We start from the raw sequence: 25135 nt of genomic DNA, 5'->3' as shown, positions 1-25135 counted from the left end.
CAGAGAAGATGCCGGACCGCCGGGACCCGCCGGACCACCGGGCGCGGGCGGCAGTGGCCCGCGAGGGCCGGGACGTCCCGAATCCGGCAGGTCGCGTCCGCGGGCCGGCGAGGGTGCGCTGATCGGCGCGCTCGGCACGCGCTCCCAAGGTGCGGTGCCGTGGGATCCGCCGGTGGGAGCCGGGCCCGACGAACCGGGGCCGGTAGGGCCGGGCCGGGTCGATTCGGTCTCGCGGGGCTTCGCGTCGTCGGACATCGACCACAGCTCGCGTGCCCGCTCGGACGCACCACCGGGAGAGGTGGGCGTGTTCGGAGAGCGCTCGTCGTCTGAGGTCACGTGTTCAAATTACCTGTGGATGCCGCCGACGCCCGGATCGACCGTCGGCGATGTCGTCACGAGGCCTGTGATTCCGTGCTCTCCGCGAGGGCCTCACGGACCTCTTCGACGCGGGGAACGGTCGGCGAGACCGGCGGCGGATCCTGACGCGTACGGCGCAGGATGGCGACGCCGACACCGGCGGTGAGCACCGCTGCGAGCACGGTCAGCGCGGCGACGAGGTAGTTCTTCGGCATGTCGACCAGAGTGCCAGCCCGGCCCCCGCCCGTGCCACCTCCGGCGATGTGACCCTGCGCGCGCAGGTGGGGTCGAGAGCCACGTCTCGACCACCCAAAACCGCACAAGTGGTTGGATGGAGGGGTGACCACTCAGAAAACCTCCGCAGTCATCCACACCAACCGCGGCGCCATCAAGGTCGACCTGTTCCCGAACCACGCGCCCAAGACCGTCGAGAACTTCGTCGGCCTGGCCGACGGGAGCAAGGAATACAGCAAGCCGAACGCATCCGGCGGCAACTCCGGCCCGTTCTACGACGGCTCGGTCTTCCACCGCGTGATCGCCGGCTTCATGATCCAGGGCGGCGACCCGACCGGCACCGGCATGGGCGGCCCCGGCTACCAGTTCGGCGACGAGTTCCACCCCGAGCTGCAGTTCGATCGTCCGTACCTGCTCGCCATGGCGAACGCCGGCCCGGGCACCAACGGCTCGCAGTTCTTCATCACCGTCGGCCCGACCCCGCACCTCAACCGTCGCCACAGCATCTTCGGTGAGGTCACCGACCCCGAGTCGCAGCAGGTCGTCGACGCCATCGCGACCACGTCGACCGATCGTCAGGATCGCCCGCTCGACGCCGTCGTCATCGAGAAGATCGAGGTCAACTGACCTCTCCGGAACACACCGCCCCGCAACGGGCGGTGTGTTACCGGCATCCCGACCGCCCCACCGGCCTGTCCTGCAGCCGGTGCGGGCGGCCGGCATGTCCGGACTGCCTTCGACCGGCGTCGGTCGGCCAGCATTGTCTCGACTGTCTTCGAGGTGATGGGGTTCAACAGACGCCGGCCTTCGGTGACCGCGGTGTGCGGCGCATGGCGACCACCCGCCTGACCGCGGGCAAGCCTTACGTCACCTACACCCTGATCGGGATCAACATCCTGATCTTCCTGCTGTGCGCCGTCCAGGCGGGCAGCTTCGGCGACCCCGGGGCCGCCACCATCTTCAGCTCCGGAGATCTCCTCAAGAGCGACGTCGCCGCCGGCGAGTACTGGCGCCTGCTGACGTCCGGCTTCCTGCATTTCAGTGTGATGCACGTGGCCGTCAACATGCTCTCGCTCTACATCCTGGGCCGCGACCTCGAACTCGCGCTGGGAATGTCCCGATACCTCGCGGTCTATCTGATCGCCCTGTTGGGCGGCAGTGCCGCCGTCATGTTGTTCGAGAACGACCGCGCCCTCACCGCAGGCGCCTCGGGGGCCATCTACGGTCTGATGGGCGCGATGCTGGTGATCATCCTCAAGGCCCGTGCCTCGCCGGTGCCCGTCCTGCTGATCATCGGCTTCAACGTGGTGTTGTCGTTCTCGCTGCCCGGGATCTCCGTCCTCGGACATCTCGGTGGTCTCGCCTTCGGCGCCGCGGCCACCGCTGCCATCGTCTATCTCCCGGGAATGGTCCTGCCGGAGGGACGTCGAACCCAGGAGGCGGCCAGCCGGGTCGGCTGGATCGCGCTGGGTGCGCTGTTCGTCGTCGCGCTCGGCCTGGGGATCGCCGGTGGGCTCACCTACGACGGACTCACCTACATCCGCTGACGCGCCGGGCGTCGACAGCCGGGTCGGTCAGCGGTCGTCGTCGACGTGGAATCCCGCTGCGCGGAGTGCGTCGACCACCGACAGCAGGTCGGTACCGAGATCCCAGCGGCTGAAGACGAGTAGCCGGGTGTCGTCGCGGGGCCCGTCGGATCCGTCCGGACGACTGGTTTCGGCGTTGTCGTCGAGGACGTCGATCTCGAGCTGCCCCACCCGACGGCCGACGCGCCGCATCGACAGCAACCGGATCCGTTCGACGCGGTCGGGCGTATAGCTGCGTCGTCCGGTCAGACCGCGCACGGTCAGCGTCGCCGGGTGTCCGGCCGTGAGTTCGAGTCGTGGCCGGACCAGCAACGTGTAGACGCCCAACGCGAACAGCAGCACGCCGGCGATCCCCATGAGGACCGATCCGGCAGGGTCGTTGGACACGACGACCGCCCCGCCGAGCAGGATGACGCCGCCGACGCAGCCCGCGACACCCGCTCCAACCGGCGTCGACCATGCGTGTGTGGAGAAGTCAGCAGAGTTATCCACAGGAGTTACTCACAGTGGGGACTACTTACACACATGTTATTTCCACAGTGTGGATAACTTACACGCATGTGTTTTCCCAGGTCAGAGCGCGACACGCGGGGAATGATCGTGTTCGGGATCAGCGCCACCGCATGGTCATCAACAGGCCGGCCACCATGAGGGAGAACCCGATGAGGAAGTTCCAGGAGTTGAGCTCGGCCATCCAGTGCAGGACCTGACCCTCCGCGCCGTACGCGGTGGGGGTGGCGGCGAGGTAGTAGACGACGAGCCAGGCGAGCCCGAGGAGCATCAGGCCGAGCATCACGCTCACGTAGATCGTGCTGGAAGCTCCGGCCTTGACCTTGACCGGCGTCCTGCTCGCGGTGTTGATCGTGTAGTCGGTCTTCTTCCGGACTTTTGACTTGGGCATGACATCCTCTGTTGTGCTGTACCGCAGCAGCGGTCGTACGCGTGCCCGGGACTCGGCGAACGTCGTGGAGACCGATCGGCCCGGGGTCGGAAACACTCGACTTCTACGGTATCTCACCAGGTCGCTGACCGAGGTACCCGCTTTCGGCGGTAGCCTTTTCTGCGTGAGTCGCATCCTGGTCATCGACAACTACGACAGCTTCGTCTACAACCTGGTCCAGTACCTGGGCCAGCTCGGTGTCGAGGCCGTCGTGTGGCGCAACGACGACCCGCGGCTGACTCCGTGGGACACCGAACATCTGCGTGAGGCGGTCTCGGGATTCGACGGGGTGCTGCTGAGCCCCGGACCCGGCACCCCGCAGCGCGCCGGTGCGACGATGCCGATGGTCGAGGTGGCCGCCGCCGAGGAGCTCCCGCTGTTGGGTGTCTGCCTGGGTCATCAGGCGATCGGCGCGGCGTTCGGTGGAACCGTCGACCGCGCACCGGAACTCCTGCACGGCAAGACCTCCCTGGTCTTCCACGACGACAAGGGCGTCCTCGCGGGGCTGCCGGATCCGTTCACCGCGACCCGCTACCACTCGCTCACGGTGCTGCCCGAGACCATCCCCGACGAACTCGTCGTCACCGGACGCACCGAGTCGGGCATCGTCATGGCGATGGCCCACCGCGAGCTGCCGATCCACGGCGTCCAGTTCCACCCGGAGAGCGTCCTGACCCAGGGCGGGCACCGGATGCTCGCCAACTGGCTCAAGACGTGCGGCATCGAGATCGACGAGACCCGCGTCGCGGCGCTCGAAGCGGAGATGGCCAGCGCGGTCGGTTGATGCCACCCTCGCTGTCTGAGGTGGGAGGAGCGCGACACAGCCCTCGCTGTCCGAGGTGGGAGGAGCGCGACACAACCTTCGCTGCCTGAGGTTCGAGGAGCGCGACACACCCCTCGCTGCCTGAGGTGCGAGGAGCGCAAGCGACGAGCCACGAAGGCCTGGCGAGCCGTCGTCGGATGCCCTAGTTCGGCAGCAGGCTGGCCTGGCCGATGATGATCGTGATCGGGCCACCCTTGCGCGCCTTCGAACCCGCCGGCGGTTCCTGCCCGACGACACGTCCGTTGTCGGGACTGTTCAGCGGCACGTTCCGGGTCTGACGCGTCAGCGTCGACCGTTCCCAACCGGCCTGTTCGAGGGATGACTGGGCCTCGGCGGGTGTCTTGCCGCGCAGACTCGGGACGGTGAACAGGTTGCCCCGGGACACCGACAACTGCACCGTGCTGCCCTGTTCGGCCGTCGAACCGGGGCCGGGAGAGGTGGAGATGACCTCGCCCGCGGGCTGGTCCGAGTCGACCGCGACCTCATCGACCGACATGCCGAGCTCCTCGAGAACCGCGCGGGCACGATCTGCCGGCATGCCGACGACGTCGCGGACGGTGATCTCCTTGGGGCCGTTACCGACATTGAGGACCACCGGCCCGTTGACCGGCACCTCGGTGCCGATCTTCGGCGCGGTCGAGACGACCTTGTCCTTCATGTCGGCGGTCGAGTCGACACGCTCGGTCTTGACGTTGGTGAACCCGAGCACCTTGAGGGCGTCGAGGGCTTCGGCAGGCGTCTTGCCGACCAGGTCGGACGGTATCCGGTGACGTTGTGGACCGGAGGAGATGTACAGGGCGACCTCGGATCCCTCGGTCGCCATCACACCCTCGCCGGGTGTCGAACGGGTCGCGAAACCGGGCCCGACGTCGAGGCTGGGTTCCTCGAGGACACGCACCTCGAACCCCGCTCGTTCGAGGGACGACTGCGCGTCCTCGGAACTGAGTCCGGCGACCGCGGGCACGGTGACATCGGGATCGGAGCCCGAACTCCAGGGAGACCACAGGAACAGCGTTGCGACGAGCAGCACGACCGCGGCGATCGCGCCGGCCATCAGCCAGCGGGGGCGCCGACGTGGCGGGTCGTCGTCGGAGCCGGACCCATAGTCGGCGTCGCGTCGGTGACTGCCACCGGCACGCGTGGGGATGGCGCGCCGCGGTGTGGTCGTCTCCGACCGGACCGGGCGTCGGGGGCCGGTGTCGATGAACTCGGTGCGCTCCTCGTCGGTGAGCAGCATCGGCGCCGACGGCTTGCCGCCCGCGAGCACCCGGATCAGGTCGGCGCGCAGATCGGCGGCCGACTGGTACCGGTTGTCCTTGTTCTTGCTCATCGCCTTGAGCACGACCGAGTCGAGCTCACGCGGGATCTCCGGGCGTACGTGCGACGGCCACGGCGGATCCTCGTGCACATGCTGATGGGCGACCGCGACCGGCGAGTCGCCGGTGAACGGCGGCTCCCCGGTGAGCAGCTCGAAGAGGACGCAACCCATCGAGTAGATGTCGCTGCGCGGGTCCACCTTGATACCGCGGGCCTGCTCGGGCGACAGGTATTGGGCGGTACCCATGACGGCGGAGGTCTGCGTCATGGTCGACGTGGAGTCGCTCATCGCGCGGGCGATGCCGAAGTCCATCACCTTCACCGCGCCGGACTTGTCGATCATGACGTTCGCCGGCTTCATGTCGCGGTGCACGATGCCGTTGCGGTGCGAGAAGTCCATGGCGGCGGCGACGTCGGCCATCCACGTCATCGCCTGACGTGGGGCGATCGGACCGTTGGCCCGCAACACGTCTCGCAGGGTGTCACCGTCGACGTACTCCATGACGATGAACGGCAGCGGACCGTCCTCGGTCTCGGCCTCGCCGGTGTCGAAGACCTGGACGATCGTCGGGTGGTTCAGCTTCGCGGCGTTCTGGGCCTCACGTCGAAAGCGCAGATAGAACGACGGATCGCGCGCGAGGTCGGCGCGCAACACCTTGATCGCCACGTCCCGGTGCAGCACCAGGTCGCGGGCATAGTGCACCTCGGACATGCCACCGAAACCCAGCGTTTCGCCGAGTTCGTAGCGGTCGGAGAGGTGGTGTGGTGTCGTCATCTGCCTCGGGGTCAGCCTGGGATCTCAGCTCAGCGGGTCGTCGGGGGTGGTATCAGCATGGCGCGGTGACCTAACACAGCGGGAACGGCACGCCGGGGAAGCACGGGGTGCCGGTGGCGGCCCCGGTGTCCGTCGTGTCGTCGGTGGTCGTCGGCGGACCGGGCGCGGTGGTCTCCGTCGTCGTCTCCTCGCTGGTCGTCGTCTCCTCACGGGTGGTCGTGCGGGTCGGGCGTTGCGTGGTCGTGGTCTCGTCGGGTTCCTCCGTCGGGACCACGGTGGTGGTCTCGGTGACGATCGACGAGGTGGACGGCGCCGACGGTGCGGTGTCGTCGCCGCCGCTGCTCAGCAGGTAGAAGCCGATCAGGCCGATCGCGCCGACGAGCAACGCGGCAGCGACACCGGCGAGCACCTTCTGCCCGGTGGTCCAGCTGTTGTCCGGCGGCGGTGCGACCGGAGTGCGGGACGTCGGTCGCGGCGTCACGGGACGCGAGGCGGTACCCGGTGCCGTGGTGGCGCGGGTCGCGACGGTGTTGCCCAACGCCGCGGCACCGGCCGCACCCGCTGCGGCGCCGGCGATCGCTCCCGGGCGCGGGGGTCGACGACCTGCGCGGACGGCGGCCACCGCATCGGCGAACTCGCCGCCGTTCGCATAACGCTGACGCGGGTCCTTGGCCATCGTGATCTCGATGAGCTCGCGGACACCCGACGGCAGGTTGGGTGGCAGCGGCGGCGGCGATTCACGGATGTGCTTCATCGCGACGGTGATCGCACCATCGCCCAGGAACGGACGTCGGCCGGTGAGGGCCTCGTAGCCGACGACGCCGAGCGAGTACACGTCGGACGCAGCGGTCGCCTCGTCGCCGGTGGCCTGTTCGGGAGAGATGTACTGGGCGGTGCCCATCACCATGCCGGTCTTGGTGACCGGCGCGGAGTCGACGGCCTTGGCGATGCCGAAGTCGGTGATCTTCACCTGACCGGTCGGCGTGATCAGGATGTTGCCCGGCTTCACGTCGCGGTGCACCAGACCCTGGCTGTGTGCGGCCTGCAGCGCCCGACCGGTCTGCTCGAGCATGTCGAGGGTGTTGGTCAGCGACAACCGGCCGAGCCGGGAGATGACCGAGTTCAGCGGCTCGCCGTCGACCAGTTCCATCACGAGGTACGCGAGCGGGTCGCCACCGTTGTAGTCCGGTGTCTCGCCGTAGTCGAAGACGTTGGCGATGCCCGGGTTGTTGAGCTTCGCCGTCGTCTGGGCCTCGGCGCGGAACCGGGCGATGAACTCCGGGTCGCTCGTGTACTCGGCCTTGAGGACCTTCACCGCCACACGACGATTCAGGCGCGTGTCGAGGGCTTCCCACACCTGGCCCATGCCGCCTGTCGCGATCAGGCGGATGAGCCGGTAACGATCACCGATGGTGGTGCCGTTCTGCAGGGTCATCGACTGCCACCTCCCACCAGTGAGTTGATCACTTCTCGTCCGATCGGTGCGGCCACGGTCCCACCGACCGAATCCGCACCGAATTGTCCATTCTCCACCACCACGGCCACCGCGATCTGCGCGTTCGAGGACGGTCCGAACGCGATGTACCAGGCGTACGGGGTGTCGGTGCTCGAACCGCTCTCGGCGGTGCCGGTCTTCGACGCGATCGAGACCGGTCCGCCGGCGCCCGCGGTGGAGCGTTCGGACTCGATCATCATCGACGTCAGCTCGGCCGCCTGTTCGGGCGTGATCGGCTTGTTCGCGGTGCTCGGCGGCGTGGTCTGCAAGGTACGAAGATCCGCCGATTGGAGCTTATCGACCAGGTACGGCTGCATACGGACCCCTCCGTTGGCGACGGTCGCCGCGATCATGGCGTTCTGCAGCGGCGTCAACCGCACGTCCCGCTGTCCGATGGATGCCTGTGCGAGGACGTCGAGCGACGGGATCGGGCCCACGGTCGAGTCGACGACCGGCATCGGGATGTCCGGGCCGGGCTGATCGAGACCGAACAGGCTCGCGGTCTCGGTGAACTTCGGGATCGCGTCCGACATCTTCTCGGTCACCAGCTCGGCGAACGCGGTGTTGCACGAGTACTTGAACGCCGTCTCCAGCGACACGGTCCCGCCCGACGAACCGGGGCAGGACTCGCCTCCGTAGTTCGGCAGCGACACGTTGGTACCCGGCAGCGGGAAGCTCGGGGCGGCGGTGAGACGGATGCCCGGGGTGATGTTGTCGCGCAGGGCGGCCGCCGAGGTCACGACCTTGAACGTCGAACCAGGCGGGTACAACTGGCTGATAGCGCGGTTTAGCATCGGCTGCGCGGTGTCGCCGGGGCGGTTCCACGCTTCCCAGCTGCTCTCGCGGACTTCCTGGTCGTGGCTGGCCAGCTTGTTCGGGTCGTAGCTAGGGGTCGAGACCATCGCCAGGATCTTGCCGGTGTTGGGCTGCAGCGCCACCACCGCGCCGCGGCATGGTCCGTCGCATGGACCGTTGAGCATGGCGCGATAGGCGGCCTGCTGCACCTTCGGGTTGATCGTGGTGACCACGTTGCCGCCCCGCGGGTCGCGGCCGGAGAACATGTCCATGAACCGCTGGCCGAACAACCGGTCGTCGGAGCCGTTGAGGATCGAGTTCTCGTAGTGCTCGATCTGGCTCGCGAGGTACTGGAACGAGTAGTAACCGGTGACCGGCGCGAACGCCTCGGCACCCTCCCGCGGGTACTGACGCAGGAACTTCAGCCGGCTGTCGATGGGCACCGACAACGCGATCACGGTGCCGTCGGCGGTCGTGATCAGGCCACGCTGGCGCGAGTACTCGTCGAGCAGGACCCGGTTGTTGCGGGGATCGGTCTTCAGGGCGTCGGCCTTGAACACCTGGACGTAGGTGGCGTTGGCCAGCAGCGCGACGATCATCACGATCACCGCGATCGACACGTTGCGGATCGGTTTGTTCACTTGCGCTTCACCACCTGGGTGGGCAGCGCGTCGACCGGCTTGGCCGTCGTCGGACGCTTCTTGACCGGATCGGGTTCGCGGGCGGCGTTCGAGATCCGGATCAGCAGCGCGACGAGAATGTAGTTGGCCAGCAGCGACGAGCCGCCGTACGACAGAAACGGGGTCGTCAGACCGGTCAGCGGGATCAGCTTGGTGACGCCGCCGACCACGACGAAGATCTGCATGGCGATGGTGAACGCCAGGCCCGTCGCGAGGAGCTTGCCGAAGCTGTCGCGCACGGCGATTCCGGTGCGCAGGCCGCGGTGGATGAAGACCATGTAGAGCAGCAGGATCGCGAAGAGGCCGGCGAGCCCGAGCTCCTCACCGATGGTCGAGATGATGAAGTCCGTGTTGGCGAACGGCACGATGTTGGGCCGACCCGATCCGAGGCCGGTGCCGAACAGACCGCCCGTGGCCAGGCCGAAGAGGCTCTGACCGATCTGGTAACCGGAACCGTCGAAGTCGTCGAAGGGGTTGAGCCACACCGAGACGCGGGTCTGCAGGTGGGAGAAGATCGACCACGCGATCACCGCACCGATCGCGAACAGGCCGATGCCGAGGACCAGCCATTCCACGCGCGAGGTGGCGACGTAGAGCATCGTCAGGATCGTCGCGAAGATCAGCAGTGACGTACCGAGGTCCTTCTGGACGACCATCACCGCGATCGCGATCGCCCAGGCGGCGAGCAGCGGACCGAGGTCCCGGGCGCGGGGGAGGTCGACGCCGAGGACGTGCGGGCCCGCGGTGATGAACAGGTCGCGCTTCGACACCAGGACCGCCGCGGCGAAGATGATGATCAGGATCTTGGAGAACTCGCTGGGCTGGATCGAGAAGAACGGCGTGATGATCCAGTTCTTGGAGCCGTTGATCTCGGAGAACGCGCTCGGCAGGATCGCCGGGATGATCAGAAAGATCAGACCACCGAGGCCGAGCGTGTAGGCATACCGCGACAGCGTCCGGTGGTCGCGGATGAGGATCAGCACCGCCGAGAAGGCGATGATGCCCAGACCGGCCCACAGCAACTGCTGGTCGGCGTTGTTCGTCGCCTGGGTGGGGTTCATCGACTCACCGGTGTTGCCCGACCCGAGATCGAGGCGGTGGATCAGCACCAGACCCAACCCGTTGAGCACGGCGACGACCGGCAGCAGGATCGGGTCGGCGTGCGGCGCATAGCGTCGGACGACGACGTGGGCGACCCCGAACAGCGCCGTGTAGGCGGCGACGTACTTGAAGATGTCCCAGGTCAGGCTCTGGCCCTGCGCGGCCTGGACGATGAGCAGGGCGACCGTCACGAGGCCGATGGCGAACACCAGCAGGAGCAGCTCGGCGTTCCGGCCGGTGCTTGTCGCGGGTTCGCGAGGCGGGGCGTGCGGGGCGGGCGCGGCTTGAGTCATCTCACCTGCTGCCGGCAGCTGGTGCCCGCGTCCTCTGGAGGTGCGGGCGTGTCGGACGGTGCGGTGCCCGGGGCGGGCGGTGCCACCGACTCGGTGGCGCCGCGCTGCGGGATTCCGGACGGTGCAGTGGCACGGGGAGCGGGCGGTGCGCTCGACGCGGGCGGCGGGGTCGCCGAGGACGGCGGCGGGGGAGTCGACGACGGAGCGTTGTCGCAGCGGAAGGTGAGCTCCTTGGTCACCACGCCCTCGATCTCCTCGGCGCTGCGGTCACGGATCATCACGTTCTTCACCGACTGCGCCGGTCCGGACACCAGATCGTCGACGTTGAGCGGCACCTCGCAGGTGTCGTCGTAGGGGATGAAGGTGTAGGTCGGCTTCTCCTGGTCGAGATCCTCGACGCAGACGCGCGTGACGGGCTTGCTCATCGACACGAAGAGGACGTCGGCCGGCGAACCCTGGTGGATCACGACGTCGCCGGCGGAGTCGGCGGCCACGTAGTAGTTGCTCCGCACGATCGAGCGGGTCACGAAGAACCCGGCGATGAGCGCGACGACGACGGCCAGGACGACGCCCACGGCCAACCACCGGCGCCACGTGCTCCTGTGCTTCGGCGGTTCCTCCGCCTGGGTCAGCACCGTCGGGCGCTGCGGCTCGGCGGGTGGCGGACGCAGCGCGGCGGCGCGTCCGGCCGCGGTGGCCGGGTCGGGGGTGTAGGACTCCTCATTGCCGCCGGCGGCACCGCCGACGATGGGCCGGGAGTCGCCGTACTCGGTGTCGACGACGTCGGCGAGGACGACGGTCACGTTGTCCGGGCCGCCGCCGCGCAGGGCGAGTTCGATGAGGCGGTCGGCGCACTCCTTCGGGTCGGCGATGGATCCGAGGGTCTCGGCGAGGGTCTCCTCGCTCACGACGTCGGACAGTCCGTCGCTGCAGAGCATGTACCGGTCACCGGCACGCGCCTCGCGCATCGTGAGTGTCGGCTCGACCTCGGAACCGGTCAGCGCACGCATGATCAGTGACCGCTGCGGATGCGTGTGCGCCTGTTCAGCGGTGATCCTGCCTTCGTCGACGAGGGTCTGTACGAATGTGTCGTCGCGGGTGATCTGGGTGAGGACGCCGTCGCGGAACATGTAGCCGCGTGAATCACCGATGTGGCACAGCCCGATTCGGCTGCCCGCGAAGAGGATGGCGGTGAGCGTGGTGCCCATGCCGTCGAGTTCGGGGGACTCCTGGACCTGTGCGGCGATCGCCTCGTTGCCCGCGCGGGTGGCGCGGTCGAGCTGGCTCAGCAGATCGCCGCCGGGTTCGTCCTCGTCGAGTTCGGAGAGGGCACGGATGACGAGCTGGCTGGCGACCTCGCCGGCCGCGTGTCCGCCCATGCCGTCGGCGAGTGCGAGCAGGCGCGGGCCGGCGTAGAAGGAGTCCTCGTTGTTGGACCGGACGAGACCGCGGTCGCTGCGCGCGATGTAGCGCAACACAAGTGTCACGGGCGCAACTCGATCACGGTCTTGCCGATGCGGATCGGCGTGTTCAGCGGGACCTTGACGGCGGTCGTCACCTTGGACCGGTCGAGATAGGTGCCGTTGGTGGAGCCGAGGTCTTCCACGTACCAGTCGTCACCGCGTCTGGAGAGTCGCGCATGACGTTCCGAGGCGTAGTCGTCGGTGAGGACGAGGGTCGAGTCGTCGGCGCGACCGAGCAGCACCGGCTGCTGCCCGAGGCTGATCCGGGTGTTTGCCAGAGCGCCGTGGGTGACGACGAGATAGCGCGCCGCGCCGCGGACCCCGCCACTGCGTCGACGCTTCTCCGCACCTCCCGAGTAACGCGGGATGCGCATGCCGCCGGCCGAGGCGATGTCGGCCCGAAGGGTCCGGATCACGGCGAAGACGAACAACCACAACAACAGCAGGAACCCGATACGGGTCAGTTGCAGCACCAAGCCCTGCATCTCGTGTGTTCACCTCCAGCGCCGTCACATCTCGGACCAGTCGTACTCGGTAAGCCGTACCGGGCGGGCGTCGATCTCGACTGCCGATGGCAACCGGCGGACCCCGTGTGCATCTTATGGGCAGTTGAGCCGAACCCGTTCATTCACATATGACAGTTCAGTATCAACCGCCCCCGCGGAGTCGCCCGGATCACTTCGGTCAGCGGCCACCGCCGCCCGCGTTCGACGGGCGCTGGACGGCGGTTGCCGGGACTACTGGAACCGGACGGTGATGTCGGAATGACCCACGCGGATGCGGTCGCCGTCGGCGAGTTCCCAGGTGTTGACCTGCAGGTCGTTGACCGTGGTGCCGTTGGTCGAGTTGAGGTCGGTGAGCATCGCGGTGGTGCCGTCCCAGCGGATCTCGACGTGGCGACGCGAGACACCGGTGTCGGGCAGACGGAACTGCGCGTCCTGGCCGCGGCCGATCACGTTGGAACCCTCGTGCAGCTGGAACGTGCGGTTGCTGCCGTCCTCGAGAAGAAGGGTGATCGACGACGGGGCGTAACCGGCGGCGGGTCGTCCTGCGCCGTAACCCTGGTCGTAGCCACCCTGGTAGTCGTAGGCCGCCGGCGGCTGCTGGCCGTAGCCGGGCTGGCCGTAGCCCGGGTCGTAGCCGCCGGGCTGCTGGCTGTAGCCCTGCTGTTCGTAGCCGGGCTGTGCGTAGCCCTGCTGGCCATAGCCCTGCTGGTCGTAGCCGGGCTGGCCGTAGCCCGGGTCGTAGCCGCCGGGCTGCTGGCTGTAGCCCTGCTGTTCGTAGCCGGGCTGTGCGTAGCCCTGCTGGCCGTAACCCTGCTGATCGTAGCCGGGCTGCCCGTAGCCCTGGCCGTAGCCGGGCTGCTGACCGTAACCCTGCTGTTCGTAGCCGGCGGGCTGCTGTCCGTAGGCCTGCTGCTCGTATCCCTGCTCGTAGCCGGGCTGCTGGCCGTACTGGTCGTAGCCCTGCTGTCCATACGCCTGCTGGCCGTAGCCCTGCTGCTCGTAGGCCTGCTGGTCGTACTCGGGATCGGCGCCCCTGCGCTGGTCGTATCCGGGGTTCTGAGTCATCTTGGGGGCTCCTTGGTCGGGTGCGTCGGCGGGAAGAGCTTGTGCGGCCGGGCGAGGATTCGGGGCCGGGGGGCCGGCCGGTGGGCGGGGGGCCTTCGGTGGTGCGCCGTGTGGTGGTCCCGAACGCGACGGCACCGGGCGGGGCCTCGCGTCAGGGTTCACCGTGCCGCGCGCACGGAAGATCCCGGTGTGCAGTGATGGCGATTGTTCGAACTCTACGACGACCTTGCCGTAGGTCTGCCACCCGTTGTCCTTGATGAAGTGTTCCAAATGCTTCGAGAAAGTCTTGCGGTTCAGTTCGTATTCCGCAGCAATGTGGTCGTGATCGCTCGGACTCAACAGCAAGGTGTAGCTGTTGGCGGCAAGGACGGTACCGTCGCCGAGATCTTCCAGCGACTCCTCGGCTTCACGCTGAAGGCCGTTCTCGATCTCCTGTGGAGCCACCTGACCACCGAAAACTCGCGCAAAACCGTCGTCAACAGCGCCTTCGAGCTTGCGTTCAATTCGTTGCAGGATCCCCACCGAGACCTCCTTTCGCGGCATTCGAGCGTGTCGCCGTGCATATGGCCTTGTTTGATGATAGCGACAAGAACGGACAACTGTGCCACCGCGACAACTGGTGCATCGTGTGTAACACCTGCCTCATCGGTCTGGCCAGTCACTGGTGCCGCAGGTCACCAGCCCTTCGATTGCCCTCGAACACCCGAGTTTTGTAGTAGGGGCGCGGTGCTGTTATCGTCGTCCAGTCGCCGGACGAACCCAGTCCGACGACATGCCCGCCGGATCTCCGGCGGCCACGGGCGAGTGGCGGAATGGCAGACGCGCTGGCTTCAGGTGCCAGTGTCCTTCGGGACGTGGGGGTTCAAGTCCCCCTTCGCCCACACGGTGAAAGAGGTCGGATCGCGGAAACGCGGTCCGGCCTCTTTTCGTATGCGCAAACCCACCCTTTTTCGGCAAACCCAGCATCCGGCGGGGTGGTGGATCCGGCGAAAAAGGGTGGATTTGAGCGGGGCTACTTCTCCCGGCCGACGACGCGCGTCGCGAATCCGTTCAGCCGCAGCTGCAGCGACTCGATGCGCTGCTGCCGCACGGCTTCCGGATCGTGACCGCCGAAGACCGGCGGCGGCTTCATGCGCACATTCTTCGAGCACTCGAAGTTCGAGCAGATCAGGGTGCCGACGGTGTCGCCCTTGCGGCCGGCGGCGCCGGCGAGCTTGGCGCTGAAGAAGGCGACGTCGTTGGGTAGCAGGACGTCCTCGCAGAACGAACACAGCGGCCGTTTGCGCGGCTGGCGTCCGCCCAGGCGGAGCATGATGCCGACGGGCTCGTCGTCGGTCGGGATGACGACGTAACCGACCAGCGGCTGCTTGGGATCCCGCCATCCGACGAAATCCTTGCGCTCCCAGTTCAGTTCCTTGAAGTCGGGTGGCAGGACGAGCGACTTTCGTTCGCGGACGGTCGCATTGACGAAGGATCCACGGATCTCGGATTCGGTCAGGGCATGCATGAGTGAGAAACACCTCGGGTGTCGTGGAGGGTGAGTGAGGGCACGCGTCGACCGGCGCGGGTCCGCGGGTGCGGTACTCGCGCCGGTCGGGGCAGGTCACTCAAGCGCCGGCGTGCAGGACGCCGACGACCTCCTCACGCCCAGCGGGCGACGACACGGAATGCATGAACCCGATGCTCGCGCGGGGGCGCCGCTCTGTCAACGCATTTACGCGAGCGACCCGGTATGCAGCACCATTTTTCAGCCGGCCAGCAGACCGGCGACCTTCACGACTCGCTGCGCCAGGTGGGCGAGGGCGGCCTTGGTGGGGTCGTCGAGGCCGTTCTTGTTCTCCGGGCCGGTGACGTGAGAGACGCCGTAGGGGTTACCGTCGGCGAACTTCAGTCCCTCGGTGTAGCCGGGCGGTACGAGGATGCCGCCGAAGTGCATCAGCGAGGTGTACAGGCCGACGAGCGTCGTCTCCTGTCCGCCGTGCGCCGTCTGGCTCGAGGTGTAGGCGGCATACGCCTTGTCGGCGAGCTTTCCCTCGGCCCAGAGTCCGCCGAGGGAGTCGATGAAGGTCTGGAATTGCGACGACGTGCTGCCGAATCGGGTCGGGGAGCCGAAGATGACGCCGTCGGCCCAGACGATGTCGTCGCCGGTGGCGCTCGGCAGGTCCTTCGTCGCCTCGTAGTTCGCCGACCAGGCAGGATTCTCCGCGAAGGTCTCCGGGTCGCGGGTCTCCTCGATGTGGCGGACCCGCACCTCGGCACCGGCCGCCTCGGCAGCGGTCTTGAGTTCGTCAGCCATGGCCGTGCCGTGTCCGGTGGCCGAGTAGTAGATGATCGCCAGTTTCGTCATGTCACTCCTGTCTCGGTGGTTGCAACTTCCTCTGGGCGGGTACCCGTGTTCGGTGATGCGACACCCACACTCGCCGCGAGAAGTCGTCGACGGGATTCGTCACCCGTCGACCGGCGGATAGGTGGAGCGATGCTGCACATCGGTACCTCGGGCTGGCAGTACAAGGACTGGCGCGGCGCGTTCTACCCGGAGAAGGTCCCGCAGCGGGAGTGGCTGGACTACTACTCCAAGCGGTTCACGACGGCCGAGGTCAACAACACCTTCTACCGGCTGCCGGAGAGGACGGTGTTCGAGAACTGGGCCGAGACCGTACCGGCCCACTTCCGGATGGCGGCGAAGATGAGCCGCTACCTGACACACGTGAAGCGGCTGAAGGAGCCGGCCGAGCCCGTCGAGCGCTTCCTCGATCGTGCCGCCGGTCTAGGTACCAAGCTCGGGCCCGTCCTCCTGCAACTCCCGCCCAATCTGCAGGCGCAGCCTGATGCCCTGGCCGCCACCCTCGAGCTCTTCCCGAACACCGTTCAGGTCGTCGTCGAGCCGCGCCACGAATCGTGGTGGACCGACGAGGTGCGCGACGTTCTCGAACGGCACAACGCGGCCCTGTGCTGGGCCGACCGGAAGAGTCGTTCTCTCACCCCGCTGTGGCGGACGGCGGACTTCGGGTACCTACGTCTGCACGACGGCACGGCCAAGCGGCCGATGAGTTACGGGACCCGTGCCATCGACAGCTGGCTGCGTCGATTGTGGGACATGTTCGACGACCGGTGCGACGTCTACGTGTACTTCAACAACGATCCGGGATGCGCGGCGATCGACAACGCGCGCACCATGATTCGCAGAGCCAGCGCCCTGGGGATGCCGGTCGCGACGTACGACGAGGCGCCCGTCGAGTGAGCTAGAACACGGACTTTTAATTGGTATTCCTGGTGCCAATTTATGTTTTACTTTCGGCATGCAGCTGACACGCTTCACCGACATCGGCCTCCGGGTCGTGATGCGGCTCGCCGTCGCCGGTGAACAGTCGGTCGGTGAACAGCGTGGGGCTGCAACACCTCTCACCACGAAGGATCTCGCGGAAGAGCTCGCCGTCCCGTACACGCATGTCGCCAAAGTCGTCGGCAGGCTGTCGGAGATGGGCGTCGTCCACGCGCGCCGCGGCCGAACCGGCGGTCTGACGATCACCGACCTCGGTCGCGAAGCGCGCGTGGGCTGGCTCGCGCGATCCCTCGAGGGTGACGGGGAGGTTGTCGATTGCGAAGGCCCGCAGCCGTGCCCGCTCCGACGTGGATGCCGTCTGCGGGGAGCGCTCGCCCGTGCGGCCGCCGCCTTCTACGACACCCTCGACTCCGAGACCGTCGCCGACCTCGCCGCGGAGCCGACCACTGCGGTGCTGCTCTCGCTGTCGCCGCGGCCACCAGGTGAGCAGGCCGGTTGACCTTCTCGCCGCCCGAGGTGCGAGGAGCGCTGGCGACGAGCCACGAAGGCCTGGTGACAAAGAAATCATCACCGCCTCAGAGACTTCCGGCCACCCGCCGGAACTACTATCCCGATGAGCAAGTGAACAAAGGAGTTCTCATGCTGTCCGACACCCAACGCGCCACTCTCGCGGCGACCCTGCCCGCAGTCGAGGGGGCACTCCCGGAGATCACCCCGCGGTTCTACCGCGGGCTCTTCGACGCGCACCCGACGCTGCTGGACAACATGTTCAACCGGACGCACCAGAAGTCCGGTGAACAGCCGCAGGCCCTCGCCGGCTCGGTCGCCGCCTTCGCGCGTCTCCAACTCGAACCCGACGTGCGGCGTCAGCGGTTCATCCTGGACCGGATCGCGCACAAGCATGCGTCGCTGGGTGTCACCGCCGATCAGTACAAGGTGGTCCACCAGCATCTGTTCGCGGCGATCGTCGAGGTTCTCGGCGATGCCGTCACGCCGGAGGTCGCCGATGCCTGGGATCAGCTGTACTGGGACATGGCCGACCTTCTGATCGCATCGGAATCCGACCTCTACGCCGCCGCGGGTGTCGAGCCCGGTCAGGTGTGGCGTGAGATCACGGTGAGTGATCGCGTGCAGGTCTCGCCCGACACCATTGCGCTGACCCTGGCCCCGGTGGACGGCGAACTCCCGAAGTTCCGCCCGGGACAGTACATCTCGGTACAGGTACCGCTGAGCGACGGTGCACAGCAGATCCGTCAGTACAGTCTGACCGGCTCGTCCGACGACGCGGAGTGGCGCTTCAGTGTGAAGCTCGCCGGAGAGGTCTCGGCATACCTGCACGAGCACGTCTTCGAAGGTGACACCCTGAAGGTCAGCACCCCGTTCGGCGACCTCGTCCTGCCCGACGACGATGCCCCGTTGCTGCTGGCATCCGCTGGGATCGGGTGCACGCCGGTGATCGGTCTGCTGACGGCGCTGGCAGAGAAGGGCGATGCCCGTCCGGTGACGGTCCTGCACGCCGACCGTTCCCGCGATCGCCAGCCGCACCGCGGAATGCTTGCCGCGCTGGTGGACTCGCTTCCGGACGGCAATCTGATCCAGTGGTACGAGAACACTTCGCCGCACATCGTCTCCGATTCGGTCCGCGTCGGCCACATGTCGTTGGACAATGTCGAGGTTCACCCGGAAGCCAACGTGATGCTCTGTGGCCCCACCGGATTCCTGTCCTCGATGCGCGAGGAGTTCCTCGGCCGCGACATCGCGGAGAGCCGAATCCACTATGAGACCTTCGGTCCGGAACTCCTGCGGTCGAGCGCGCGATGAGCACCTCCGCGGCGGTCGTCACCGCGCTCACCTTCGTGTGGCTCGGCATGGTCTTCGCGATCTCGTTCCTCGAGGCGCCGTTGAAGTTCCGCGCACCCGGGGTCACCCTGCCGATCGGTCTGGGGATCGGGCGGTTGGTCTTCCGTGGGCTCAACGTCGCGGAGGTCGTGTGGGCGACCGCGATCCTGGTCGCCGTCGTCCTCGGTTCGTGGCCCGGGGTGGCCACACCGATCGCCGCGGGAGTTGCGATCGCGACTCTCGCGATCCAGCTCGTGGCTGTGCGGCCGGCCCTCACCAAGAGGTCCGACGCCGTGCTCGCCGGGCACGAGGGTCCGCGTAGCTCAGCGCATCTCGTCTACGTCGCGTTCGAGGTGATCAAGGTGGCCGCGCTGATCTGGCTCGGCGCCGCGGTTCTGGTCAGCGCGACCTGACCGGCTACTCGTCGCTCATCGGTGACCATCGACGTCACCGATGAGCGACGCAGCCAATTCCTCTGCTTGCGAGCGGATCTCGGGTACTGCGGTGGTCTCCCAGAGTTCGCCGCGACGCAGCGATCCGAGGGTCCAGATCGGTCCCGGGCGACCGTCGGCGTCGAGGACGCGCCCGTCGTCGGTGATCAGGCCCAGACCGAGCGGGTCGGTGGTCGCGAGCCCGGCGTCGAGAACCGAGTCCAGGACGGGATTGCCGAGTTTGCGCACGTCCGGTTGCGGACCGGTGCAGTTCACGATCCAGGCATAGGTGCGTTCGTCGTCGCCGGTCGTGACGGTGAGTCCAGCTGGGACCGCGTCGACTCCGGTGATCCGTCCCGCGCGCACGACGAGGCGTCCCGACCGCCGGGCCTCGTCGACGAGTCTGCCGCTCGACGGGGGCATCCGGTGCCGACGCACGAGCCAGTCGCCGGCGAGTTCGCGGACGAAGGTGCCGCGGTCCGCCTCGTCGAGCCGGCCCCACAGTTCGGCAACGCGGTAGCGCACACCGTCGACGCCGGGCCGCCAATTCCCCAGGAGGCGTTCGATTCTCGCAACATGGGTGGCGACCGCGGCTCGGATCTCGTCGAGGCTGTCGCCCCAGGTCGAGGTGTCGGGGACGACTTCGCCGAGGTAGGTGTCGGCATGCCGCCGGGGCAGTCGGCCGCCGCGTGAGATCGCCTCGACACGACGAGTGTCGCCCGACTTGAGCAGGCTGATCGCCACGTCAACCATCGTGAGGCCGGTGCCGATCACGAGGACGTCCCCGTCGTCGGCCAGTACCGGTTCGAGGGCATCGGGCAGCCACGGGTTGGCGATGTAGCGGGGTTGGTCGCTCAGGTCGCAGGGCGCCCAGCCGTTCCCGACACCCGGGAGTCCGGTTGCGAGCACCAGCCGGTCGCCGTCGAGGACGGTTCCGTCCGCCGTGGTCACCCGAACTCCCGCGCCGACGACGGCGACGCCGACCGCACCGTCACGCACGAACCGGGCACTCAACCGGCCGCCGGCCCGCTCGCATGCCTCTGCCAGCCGGGTCCGCAGATAGCGCGCCCACTGTGCGCGCGGTGCGAAGAAGTAGTGCGCCTCGTCGCCGCCCACGAACCCCTCGGCACGGCACCAGTCCACGAAGTCGAACCGCTCATCCGGGTCCACCGACATCCCGGACGCGGGGACATTCAGCAAGTGGGCAGGATCCGTGGTGCCGAACGCGGGACCCGCGACCTGGTCGATCGGGTCCACGACGACGACCTCGAGCGGCTCGGCCCGGTCATCGGCGGCCACCAGACGAGCCAGATGGAACACGACCAGAGACCCGGCGGCACCCGCGCCGACCACGACAATGCGCATCAGCCGACACCGGCGCCGACGGCGCGGGAACAGGCGGAACCGCTTCGTGGACGGGGACGCATTCGGAGCACCGGTACTTCTTACAGCAGGTCGGCCTACCAGCGCTGAGGAGGAGCGGTCGTCAGTGTCGGCGATCACTGCTCAGATGTCGGAGACCCTGACGACGCCCAGAGTGGCGTATTAGGTAGCCTAACCTAACTATGCATACCCTATGTCCGGTAGTCGCTTCGTGACCACGATCGATCCGGCGACGATTCCGGCCACGACCGAGAGCTCCGACGAGAGCGTCGTCGCACTGTGGCGGAACATGGCGGCGCAACGTGGCGACGCGGTTGCCGTCCGGACCCCCGAGGCCTCCATCACCTACCGCGACGCGGTGAACCGCACCGATGACCGCGGGCGCGCCATCGCCGCCGCGATGACCGAGACGGGTCGACCGGTCGCCGTCGACGTCGAATCCGACATCGACTCGGTCCTCGCGATCTTCGCGGTCCTCACCTCGGGACACCCGGTCATCCTGCTCGACCCCTTCCTGCCCGACGACCGGCGAGACCACATTCTCGGACTGTCCGGGGCCCATCGGATGTCTCCGGCCGACATCGCTGCGCTGCCGTCGTCTGACGCTCCGCTCGCGGTGCCGGCGCCCGACGCCCCGGCCGTGCTGATCTTCACCTCCGGCTCCACCGGCCGGCCCAAGGGCGTGACGCTTCCTCATCGTTGGGCCCTCGGGATGGCCCTCGACGGCGCGACCTTCATGCGCTTCGAGTACGACGACAAGGCGACGGCGCTGTTACCGCTGAGCTTCGGTGCGGGCGTCGACTGCCTGCTGATGTCTCTGCTCAACGGATCGACGCTGCTGCTCTGGGACGTCCGCCGACGTACCGCCGAGGGGCTCCGCGACTGGCTGCGGCAGGAACGGGCGACCACCGTCCACTGCACGCCGTCGCTCCTGAGGTCCTGGCTCACCGACCTGGCTCCCGGCGACGTGATCGAGAGCGTCCGTCTGGTGTCGACGTGTGGCGAACCTGTCCACTCCGGCGACGTCGAGCGCGTCCGCGCAACCATCGCACCGGACGGGGTGTTCTGCAGCTGGTCGGGGTCGTCGGAGTCGGCCAATCTCGCGTTCAACCTCATCCCGGCGGATCGGCCCGTTCCCACGGGTGTAATCCCGGTCGGCACGCCCGCTTCGAAGAAGTCCGTCCGGATCGTCGACGAGGCGGGCCACGACGTCCCGACCGGATCGACCGGTGAGGTCGTCGTCGAATCGAAGTACATCTCGTCGGGGTACTTCAAGAACCCCGAGCTGACCGCAGCCAAGTTCGAGAACCTGCCCGACGGGTGCCGCCGCTACCGGATGGGCGATCTCGGTCGCTTCGACGACGAGGGTCAACTGCATCTGCTCGGACGCCGCGACGACGCGGTGAAGATCCGCGGCTATCTCGTCGAACCCATCGAGGTCGAGGCCGCCCTGCGCGCCCTGCCGTGGACGGTCGACGCGGTGGTCACCGCCGACCGGGACGCCGCGCAGCTCACCGCGCACGTCGCCGTCGACCCGGCCAAGTGGACGCCGTCGCCGGCCGAGATACGGACCGCGCTCGCGAACACGCTGGCACCGTGGATGATTCCGCGTGACGTCGTGGTCATGACCTCGCTACCCCGCAACGAGCGCGGCAAGGTCGACCGCGCCGCACTTCCGCCTGCACCGCCACGGACACCCGAACCCGTTCGCGGACCGACAGAGGCGACGCTCATGCACATCTGGTGCGACATCCTCGGACTCGAGACCGTCGGGCGCAACGAGGATTTCGTCTCGCTGGGCGGTGACTCGCTCGCCGCTGCGAAGATGCTCGCCGAACTGCGCGATCGCTGGCTCGTCGACATCTCGACCGCGGACTTCGCCGGCACCCCGACCATCTTCGGTCTGTCCGAACTCCTCGACGCCGCTCATCGTGATCGCGCCCGTTCGGTCACCGGTGCCACGATCATCCCGCTCCGCGAGGGGAGCGGCACCCCCGTGTTCGTCATGTCCGGCGCGGGGACGCCCGCGGCCGGCCTGCTGCCGTTGGCCCGTCAGATCGGCGGGAATGCACCGGTTTACGGGCTGCAGGCCCACGGACTCGAGAAGCGCGGCCGGGCCGACCGGACGATCCGGGCCGCCGCACGGCGCGCGGTGACGGACATCCGGTCGGTACAGGCCGACGGTCCGTACCGACTTGTCGGTTACTCGCTCGGCGGTTTCATCATGCTCGAGGCCGCAGCGATCCTGGACGCCCGCGGCGAACGCTGCGAGTCGGTGATCATCGTCGACTCGCGGTTCGAGCCCCAGCTGGTCGAACGCGTCGGCGGCCGGCTGACCGACGACACCGGAACCGACGGTCCCGCGGCGCTGCCCGACCGCACCGGTACCGATTCCGAGGGCCCGGCCTCGAGTTCGCCATCACTGCAGATCCTGTGGACCCGCTTGGTGATGCGGCTGCTGGTCGCGACCGCCGGCTGGTGGAACCTTCCGACGACCCTGCAGTGGAACGTCTTCTGGGACCTCGGTCGTCAGCAGATCCGGCGGCACCGGCCGACGCCGTACCGGGGTGACATCACCTTGATCCGGGCTACCGAGAACCCCGACCATCCCGACACCTGGGCGCGTCTGGTGACCGGTCGCGTGCACACCGTCACGGTTGACGCCGACCATCACGCGATGATGCGTGCCCCGCACGTGACCGCGACGGCCGCCGCGGTGTCGGCCGCGCTCGATCTCACCGACAACGAAGGAACCCCCTCATGACCGTGGTCGCCGTCATCCCGACCTTCGAGCCGACGCGAGAACTCGTCGATTCGATCGAGAATGTTCTCCCACAGGTGGATTCGGTGATCATCGTCGACGACGGATCGCCGTCACTCATGGCCGACCCGCAGGGTGCTGTGCGGACAGTGCTCGACGACTGCGCCGCGGCCGGTGCGACGGTGTTCGAGTCAGGATCGAACCAGGGCATCGCACATGCCCTCAATCAGGGGGTCCGCGAGGCGCTGTCGCGAAATGCCGACGCCGTGCTCACCCTCGACCAGGACACCTCACTCGAACCGGACTACGTCCGACGGGCCGTCGATCACCTCGAGCTGGCGAAGTCGCTCGGCTTGTCGGACGTGATGGCGTCGCCGGCCTTCATCAACGACGACGTGGCTCCGTTCTGGTTTGCCGTCGAGGGGCTGACCCTCGCCTTCGAGCCATTGCAGTCGGGCCTTCTCATCACGCGCAGCCTGTTCGAGAAGATCGGTTTGTTCGACGAGTCGCTGTTCATCGACTGCGTGGAGACGGATTTCTACCTGCGCGCACGTGCGCACGGCGGTCATGCACTCATCGTGCCGGGCAACCGGATTCGTCACCGGCTGGGACGCGCCGCGACGTGGGTCCCGCCCCGTCCGCTGCGCTGGTTGCTGCGCGGGAGGGGAACGGGTGTGTCGATCGAGTTCACCGAGGATGCGCCGTTCCGGCATTACTACATCGCGCGCAACCGGTCTGTCCTCTACCGCCGCTATGCGCGGACCGAACCCCTCTGGTGCGCAGTGTCGGTCGCGAAGGACGTCATCGCCAGGGGGCGCGCGATGCTCATCGGCACCGACCGGCCCGCTCGTGTCTACCTGACCTGTGCGGGTCTCCGCGCAGCGGCGGCCGGCGAGACCGGCCGCATTCCCGACCGGACGTTGGGCCGCGCTCGCGGTCTCACGGGGGACAACCGAAAGAATGAAGTGGCGAAACCGCAGGTGACCGAACGGTGTGAGGATGTCGAACGTCCTCTTCCCGAGTTGGTGTCGATCGTGATCTCGGCATTGAACTGTGTCGATGTCATCGACATCCAGCTCGAGGCCCTGGCAGCGCAGACCTACGAACGCCCCTTCGAGGTCATCATTGCGGACAACGGATCCACCGACGGATTGCGGGAACATGTCGAACAGCACCCACTGCGGGAACGCCTCCGGATGCGCTGGGTCGACGCCTCGGCGGTGGGCGGGATCTCGTACGCACGGAATGTCGGCGTCGCTGCCGCCGACGGAGAGTTCCTCGCCTTCTGCGACGGTGACGATCGCGTCTACCCGGACTGGCTCGCCGAGCTGACCGCGGTCGCGACGCGTCATTCGGCGGTGGGCGGAGGACTGGAGACCCATTCGCTCAACTCACCCGAGGTCCAGTCCTGGCGAACGATGTTGCCCGCCGACGAGCCGTACTACTTGCGGGGATTCCTCCAGGTACACCCGACCTGCAATGTCGGGGTCTGGCGGGAAGCGTACGAGCGCGTCGGCGGCTTCGACGTCGAGTACGTGAACGCTGCGGAGGATTCAGACCTGCTGATCCGTATCCAGTTGTCGGGCGGCACGATCGGTCTGGCTCCCAAGGCCCTCGTCGCCTACCGGCTCCGGGACACGCTGTCGGGGATGTGGCAGCAGTCGGTGACGTGCGGGGTGGGCACCGCGCAGTTGTACTCCGACTATCGGCACTACGGCATGCCGCGTTGGCCCTGGTACGTGACGCTTGACATGTTCCTCTACATACTGATCCGGAATCCGTTGCTGCCGACCGTGATCACCCGTGTGCCGACCGGCAGGTGGCTGTTCACGGCAGGCAACTTCCTCGGCCGGATCAAAGGCAGCATCAAGTACCGCTGCTACTACGGCTGACCGGGACCCGGAAGGGAACTGCGCACCAGCGGCGAAAGCCGAGGGCGAATGAGGTCGCAGGCGATGTCTGTCATTGCGGCGGCACGACTTCGATCGAGTTCGCATGAACCCACTGC

General features: G+C 67.6%; 22 protein-coding genes, 1 tRNA gene and 1 pseudogene. 10 read left to right on the top strand and 14 right to left on the bottom strand.

Annotated features, from left to right (window positions below; genetic code table 11):
• Both GONAM_RS22840 and GONAM_RS19395 read right to left on the bottom strand, forming a co-directional pair.
• Nucleotides 1-336 (bottom strand): annotated as a pseudogene (locus tag GONAM_RS22840) (hypothetical protein); the annotation flags it as partial.
• A 56-nt stretch (nt 337-392) separates the two neighbouring features.
• A complete protein-coding gene (locus GONAM_RS19395; RefSeq protein ID WP_040536992.1) occupies nt 393-572 on the bottom strand; it encodes a hypothetical protein in 180 nt (59 codons plus the stop codon).
• A gap of 124 nt (nt 573-696) precedes the next feature.
• Between GONAM_RS19395 and GONAM_RS19390 the strand changes: the two genes are divergently transcribed.
• Both GONAM_RS19390 and GONAM_RS19385 read left to right on the top strand, forming a co-directional pair.
• On the top strand, nt 697-1218 hold the full coding sequence (locus GONAM_RS19390) for a peptidylprolyl isomerase (RefSeq protein ID WP_006868452.1): 522 nt from the start codon (nt 697-699) through the stop codon (nt 1216-1218).
• Between the two features lie 203 nt (nt 1219-1421).
• A complete protein-coding gene (locus GONAM_RS19385; RefSeq protein ID WP_040536990.1) occupies nt 1422-2138 on the top strand; it encodes a rhomboid family intramembrane serine protease in 717 nt (238 codons plus the stop codon).
• Between the two features lie 27 nt (nt 2139-2165).
• On the opposite strand, the gene GONAM_RS19380 is transcribed toward GONAM_RS19385, so the two are convergent.
• Nucleotides 2166-2669, bottom strand: coding sequence for a PH domain-containing protein (locus GONAM_RS19380; RefSeq protein WP_006868450.1), 504 nt, complete (start codon nt 2667-2669; stop codon nt 2166-2168).
• 118 nt (nt 2670-2787) lie between these two features.
• Nucleotides 2788-3078, bottom strand: a complete 291-nt coding sequence (gene crgA / locus GONAM_RS19375; protein WP_005200426.1) for a cell division protein CrgA — start codon at nt 3076-3078, stop codon at nt 2788-2790.
• 163 nt (nt 3079-3241) lie between these two features.
• On the opposite strand from crgA, the gene GONAM_RS19370 reads away from it, so the two are divergent.
• Nucleotides 3242-3901, top strand: a complete 660-nt coding sequence (locus tag GONAM_RS19370; RefSeq protein ID WP_040536988.1) for an aminodeoxychorismate/anthranilate synthase component II — start codon at nt 3242-3244, stop codon at nt 3899-3901.
• Between the two features lie 181 nt (nt 3902-4082).
• Here GONAM_RS19370 and pknB read toward each other — a convergent pair whose 3' ends face one another.
• The 7 genes from pknB to GONAM_RS19335 form a co-directional block, all read right to left on the bottom strand.
• On the bottom strand, nt 4083-6032 hold the full coding sequence (gene pknB, locus GONAM_RS19365) for a Stk1 family PASTA domain-containing Ser/Thr kinase (RefSeq protein ID WP_006868448.1): 1950 nt from the start codon (nt 6030-6032) through the stop codon (nt 4083-4085).
• Between the two features lie 70 nt (nt 6033-6102).
• Nucleotides 6103-7467 carry a protein kinase domain-containing protein gene (locus tag GONAM_RS19360; protein ID WP_006868447.1) on the bottom strand — a complete coding sequence of 455 codons (1365 nt, stop codon included), beginning with the start codon at nt 7465-7467 and terminating at the stop codon, nt 6103-6105.
• A complete protein-coding gene (locus GONAM_RS19355) occupies nt 7464-8963 on the bottom strand; it encodes a peptidoglycan D,D-transpeptidase FtsI family protein (protein WP_006868446.1) in 1500 nt (499 codons plus the stop codon). Before GONAM_RS19355 ends, GONAM_RS19360 begins: the two co-directional genes overlap by 4 nt.
• Complete coding sequence (locus GONAM_RS19350) at nt 8960-10396, bottom strand: FtsW/RodA/SpoVE family cell cycle protein (protein WP_006868445.1); 1437 nt, start codon at nt 10394-10396, stop codon at nt 8960-8962. Before GONAM_RS19350 ends, GONAM_RS19355 begins: the two co-directional genes overlap by 4 nt.
• Complete coding sequence (locus tag GONAM_RS19345; protein WP_040536986.1) at nt 10393-11883, bottom strand: PP2C family protein-serine/threonine phosphatase; 1491 nt, start codon at nt 11881-11883, stop codon at nt 10393-10395. The genes GONAM_RS19350 and GONAM_RS19345 overlap by 4 nt, the downstream gene beginning before the upstream one ends.
• The gene (locus GONAM_RS19340) at nt 11880-12344 is read right to left on the bottom strand and encodes an FHA domain-containing protein FhaB/FipA (RefSeq protein ID WP_005200436.1); all 465 of its coding nucleotides are present in this window, start codon (nt 12342-12344) and stop codon (nt 11880-11882) included. The genes GONAM_RS19345 and GONAM_RS19340 overlap by 4 nt, the downstream gene beginning before the upstream one ends.
• Before the next feature lie 252 nt (nt 12345-12596).
• Nucleotides 12597-13952, bottom strand: coding sequence for an FHA domain-containing protein (locus tag GONAM_RS19335; protein WP_006868443.1), 1356 nt, complete (start codon nt 13950-13952; stop codon nt 12597-12599).
• 276 nt (nt 13953-14228) lie between these two features.
• Here GONAM_RS19335 and GONAM_RS19330 point away from each other — a divergent pair.
• A tRNA-Leu gene (locus tag GONAM_RS19330) sits at nt 14229-14311 on the top strand.
• A 131-nt stretch (nt 14312-14442) separates the two neighbouring features.
• On the opposite strand, the gene GONAM_RS19325 is transcribed toward GONAM_RS19330, so the two are convergent.
• Both GONAM_RS19325 and wrbA read right to left on the bottom strand, forming a co-directional pair.
• On the bottom strand, nt 14443-14937 hold the full coding sequence (locus GONAM_RS19325) for an FBP domain-containing protein (RefSeq protein WP_006868442.1): 495 nt from the start codon (nt 14935-14937) through the stop codon (nt 14443-14445).
• A 240-nt stretch (nt 14938-15177) separates the two neighbouring features.
• Nucleotides 15178-15777 carry an NAD(P)H:quinone oxidoreductase gene (gene wrbA / locus GONAM_RS19320; protein ID WP_006868441.1) on the bottom strand — a complete coding sequence of 200 codons (600 nt, stop codon included), beginning with the start codon at nt 15775-15777 and terminating at the stop codon, nt 15178-15180.
• A 129-nt stretch (nt 15778-15906) separates the two neighbouring features.
• On the opposite strand from wrbA, the gene GONAM_RS19315 reads away from it, so the two are divergent.
• From GONAM_RS19315 to GONAM_RS19300, 4 genes are all read left to right on the top strand, one after another.
• The gene (locus tag GONAM_RS19315; protein ID WP_006868440.1) at nt 15907-16671 is read left to right on the top strand and encodes a DUF72 domain-containing protein; all 765 of its coding nucleotides are present in this window, start codon (nt 15907-15909) and stop codon (nt 16669-16671) included.
• A gap of 58 nt (nt 16672-16729) precedes the next feature.
• Complete coding sequence (locus tag GONAM_RS19310; RefSeq protein WP_006868439.1) at nt 16730-17212, top strand: RrF2 family transcriptional regulator; 483 nt, start codon at nt 16730-16732, stop codon at nt 17210-17212.
• A 140-nt stretch (nt 17213-17352) separates the two neighbouring features.
• Nucleotides 17353-18534, top strand: a complete 1182-nt coding sequence (locus GONAM_RS19305) for a globin domain-containing protein (RefSeq protein ID WP_006868438.1) — start codon at nt 17353-17355, stop codon at nt 18532-18534.
• Nucleotides 18531-18965: a hypothetical protein gene (locus tag GONAM_RS19300; RefSeq protein WP_006868437.1), complete on the top strand. Its 435-nt coding sequence runs from the start codon at nt 18531-18533 to the stop codon at nt 18963-18965. Before GONAM_RS19305 ends, GONAM_RS19300 begins: the two co-directional genes overlap by 4 nt.
• 15 nt (nt 18966-18980) lie before the next feature.
• On the opposite strand, the gene GONAM_RS19295 is transcribed toward GONAM_RS19300, so the two are convergent.
• Nucleotides 18981-20348 carry an FAD/NAD(P)-binding protein gene (locus GONAM_RS19295; RefSeq protein ID WP_006868436.1) on the bottom strand — a complete coding sequence of 456 codons (1368 nt, stop codon included), beginning with the start codon at nt 20346-20348 and terminating at the stop codon, nt 18981-18983.
• 211 nt (nt 20349-20559) lie between these two features.
• Here GONAM_RS19295 and GONAM_RS19290 point away from each other — a divergent pair, with 211 nt between their 5' ends.
• Nucleotides 20560-23130, top strand: coding sequence for an AMP-binding protein (locus GONAM_RS19290; protein WP_006868435.1), 2571 nt, complete (start codon nt 20560-20562; stop codon nt 23128-23130).
• Nucleotides 23127-25019 carry a glycosyltransferase family 2 protein gene (locus GONAM_RS19285; protein ID WP_006868434.1) on the top strand — a complete coding sequence of 631 codons (1893 nt, stop codon included), beginning with the start codon at nt 23127-23129 and terminating at the stop codon, nt 25017-25019. The genes GONAM_RS19290 and GONAM_RS19285 overlap by 4 nt, the downstream gene beginning before the upstream one ends.
• Nucleotides 25020-25135 lie beyond the last annotated feature (116 nt).

Source organism: Gordonia namibiensis NBRC 108229 (assembly GCF_000298235.1).
In the GTDB taxonomy this organism is placed as follows: domain Bacteria; phylum Actinomycetota; class Actinomycetes; order Mycobacteriales; family Mycobacteriaceae; genus Gordonia; species Gordonia namibiensis.
The sequence above is the reverse complement of the archived record's forward strand: the minus strand, read 5'-3'. Positions and strand labels throughout refer to the sequence as shown.

Coding starts and splice junctions, on each gene's coding strand:
- GONAM_RS19395 (WP_040536992.1), bottom strand. CDS start 572: ATGCCGAAGAACTACCTCGTCGCCGCGCTGACCGTGCTCGCAGCGGTG.
- GONAM_RS19385 (WP_040536990.1), top strand. CDS start 1,422: ATGGCGACCACCCGCCTGACCGCGGGCAAGCCTTACGTCACCTACACC.
- crgA (WP_005200426.1), bottom strand. CDS start 3,078: ATGCCCAAGTCAAAAGTCCGGAAGAAGACCGACTACACGATCAACACC.
- pknB (WP_006868448.1), bottom strand. CDS start 6,032: ATGACGACACCACACCACCTCTCCGACCGCTACGAACTCGGCGAAACG.
- GONAM_RS19360 (WP_006868447.1), bottom strand. CDS start 7,467: ATGACCCTGCAGAACGGCACCACCATCGGTGATCGTTACCGGCTCATC.
- GONAM_RS19350 (WP_006868445.1), bottom strand. CDS start 10,396: ATGACTCAAGCCGCGCCCGCCCCGCACGCCCCGCCTCGCGAACCCGCG.
- GONAM_RS19340 (WP_005200436.1), bottom strand. CDS start 12,344: ATGCAGGGCTTGGTGCTGCAACTGACCCGTATCGGGTTCCTGCTGTTG.
- GONAM_RS19325 (WP_006868442.1), bottom strand. CDS start 14,937: ATGCATGCCCTGACCGAATCCGAGATCCGTGGATCCTTCGTCAATGCG.
- wrbA (WP_006868441.1), bottom strand. CDS start 15,777: ATGACGAAACTGGCGATCATCTACTACTCGGCCACCGGACACGGCACG.
- GONAM_RS19315 (WP_006868440.1), top strand. CDS start 15,907: ATGCTGCACATCGGTACCTCGGGCTGGCAGTACAAGGACTGGCGCGGC.
- GONAM_RS19310 (WP_006868439.1), top strand. CDS start 16,730: ATGCAGCTGACACGCTTCACCGACATCGGCCTCCGGGTCGTGATGCGG.
- GONAM_RS19305 (WP_006868438.1), top strand. CDS start 17,353: ATGCTGTCCGACACCCAACGCGCCACTCTCGCGGCGACCCTGCCCGCA.
- GONAM_RS19300 (WP_006868437.1), top strand. CDS start 18,531: ATGAGCACCTCCGCGGCGGTCGTCACCGCGCTCACCTTCGTGTGGCTC.
- GONAM_RS19295 (WP_006868436.1), bottom strand. CDS start 20,348: ATGCGCATTGTCGTGGTCGGCGCGGGTGCCGCCGGGTCTCTGGTCGTG.
- GONAM_RS19290 (WP_006868435.1), top strand. CDS start 20,560: ATGTCCGGTAGTCGCTTCGTGACCACGATCGATCCGGCGACGATTCCG.
- GONAM_RS19285 (WP_006868434.1), top strand. CDS start 23,127: ATGACCGTGGTCGCCGTCATCCCGACCTTCGAGCCGACGCGAGAACTC.